Genomic DNA, 2,455 nt, shown 5'->3' on the forward strand with positions numbered 1-2,455 from the left:
AGCCCGGCGGCCTGCAGAACCGGCTGGGCGAGGGCGCCGAGCGCATACTCGATATCTGCGTCGCGCAGCAGCGAGACGGCGCGCGCGGGCGCGGCCGCCGACAGGGCGAACACGGCTGCAAACAGCAGAATGGCCAGCGGCCTCGTGACGGTGGCCGCGGTCTTGGCGCCGGACATTGACCCTCCCCTGCATCGCCCGTAAGCGGGTGCCCGGGCCACCATGGGAGAGCATGATGCGAAACTCAAGCCGGGGGGCGGTCGATCCCTTCATTGTGATGGATGTGATGGAAGCCGCGCGCGCCGCCGAAGAGGCCGGCCGCCACATCATCCACATGGAGGTGGGCCAGCCGTCCTCGCCTGCGCCGGAACACGCGCGCCGGGTGCTGTCCGAGGCGATGATGACCGATCCGCTGGGCTACACCGTGGCGCTGGGGCTGCCCGCCCTGCGCAACCGCATCGCGCGGCTCTACGGCGACTGGTACGACGTCGACCTCGATCCGGCGCGGGTGGTGGTGACACCGGGCTCATCCGGCGGCTTCATCCTCGCCTTCTCGGCGCTCTTCGACGCGGGCGAGCGGGTGGCGCTGGGGATGCCGGGCTATCCCTCCTATCGCCAGATTCTCAAGGCGCTTGACCTCGTGCCGGTCGAGGTGCCCGCTTCGCCCGACAACGGCTACCAGCTGGTGCCCGAGGATCTGAAGGGCGTCGACTACCAGGGCCTGATGATGGCCTCGCCCGCCAACCCGACCGGCACCATGCTGGGCCGCGATCAGCTCGGCGCGCTGATCGAGACCTGCCAGGCGCAGGGCGCGGCGTTCCTCTCGGACGAGATCTACCACGGCATCGAGTACGACAAGCGCGCGGTGACAGCGCTCGAGCTCTCGGACGAGGTCTGCGTGATCAACTCCTTCTCCAAGTATTTCTCGATGACCGGCTGGCGCGTCGGCTGGCTGGTGGTGCCAGAGGCGCAGGTGCGGCAGGTCGAGCGTCTGGCCCAGAACCTCTTCATCTGCCCGCCGCACGCGGCGCAGGTGGCGGCGCTGGCGGCGCTTGACGCGGACGACGAGCTGCAGGGCAACCTCGCGGTCTACGCCAAGAACCGCGAACTGATGCTCGAGGGGCTGCCCAAGGCGGGCTTCGACCGCATCGCGCCGCCGGACGGGGCGTTCTACGTCTATGCCGACGTCAGCCACCTCACCGACGACAGCCGCGCCTTCGCCGCCGAGATCCTCGAGAAGGCAGGGGTGGCGGTGACGCCGGGGCTCGACTTCGACCCGCTGCGGGGTCACGGCACGCTGCGTTTCTCCTACGCGCGCAGCAGCGCCGACATCGAGGAAGGGCTCGCGCGGCTCCGGACCTTCATGGCCCTGCGCGGCTGATCTTGCGCGGCTGAACCGGGGGCAGGGGTGGCGCTGCGGCGCCCGGTGCGAATCCGGCGACCCTGTGGTAGGGTCGCCGCAAAACAACGACCGTACGGGCGAATGAGCAGGTTTCTGGTATTTATTGCGGCGCTCTGGCTGGCGAGTGCCGCCGTGGCGCAGGATCTTGGCGGGCGGGCGCGGTTCGAGGCGGGAAGCCTCACCGACGCGCGCTGGGGCGGGGGCGCGCAGCTGTCGCTGACCATCAGCCAGGGCGTGCCGTGGCGCGCCTTCACCCTCACCGATCCCGCCCGGCTCGTGCTCGATTTCCGCGAGGTCGACTGGACCGGCGCCGATGCCGAGGTGCTCGACCGCTCCGAGGCGGTGGCGGCGCTGCGCATGGGCGGCTTCCGTTCGGGCTGGTCGCGGATGGTGGCGGACCTCGCCGACCCCATGGTGATCGGGCAGGCGGGCATGAGCGTCGAAGAGGGCTCGGGCCGCGCCACGCTGTCCCTGCGGCTTGACCCGGCAACGCCCGAAGAGATGGCCGCGGTCTCGGGCGCGCCGCGCGATCCGCGCTGGGATCTGCCGGCGCCCAGCGTCACCGCGCCGCCGCGCCGCGCCGAGGGCGATCCGCTGCGCATCGTGCTCGACCCGGGCCACGGCGGCATCGACCCGGGCGCCGAACGCGGCGGCCACAACGAGGCCTCGCTGATGCTGACTTTCGCCCGCGACCTGCGAGACGAGCTGCGCCGGGCGGGCTACGACGTGGCGCTGACCCGCGACGCCGATGTCTTCGTCTCGCTCGAGGGCCGCGTCGCGCTGGCGCACGAGGCCCGCGCCGACCTCTTCCTGTCGCTGCACGCGGACGCCATCGAGGAGGGCATCGCCCATGGCGCCACGGTCTACATGCTCGACGAGAGCGCCTCGGACGCGGCCTCGGCGGCGCTGGCCGAACGTCACGACCGCGACGATATCCTCGCCGGGCTCGACCTCTCGGGCGCCGACGACCGGGTGGCGGACGTGCTGATGGATCTCGCCCGGCTCGACAACGGCCCACGCAGCCTGTCGCTGGCCCAGCATGTGGTCGCGGGCATC

At 71.5% G+C, this 2,455-nt stretch carries 2 protein-coding genes; both read left to right on the plus strand.

Annotated features, from left to right (window positions below):
* Positions 1 to 232 precede the first annotated feature (232 nt).
* A complete protein-coding gene (locus HC022_RS24040; RefSeq protein WP_167454080.1) occupies positions 233 to 1,378 on the plus strand; it encodes a pyridoxal phosphate-dependent aminotransferase in 1,146 nt (381 codons plus the stop codon).
* 102 nt (positions 1,379 to 1,480) lie between these two features.
* Positions 1,481 to 2,455 (plus strand): N-acetylmuramoyl-L-alanine amidase (locus HC022_RS24045; RefSeq protein WP_167454081.1); only part of this gene is annotated, 975 nt, incomplete at its 3' end.

Origin of the sequence: Salipiger sp. HF18, from assembly GCF_011806505.1 — a bacterium.
GTDB lineage: Bacteria > Pseudomonadota > Alphaproteobacteria > Rhodobacterales > Rhodobacteraceae > Salipiger > Salipiger thiooxidans.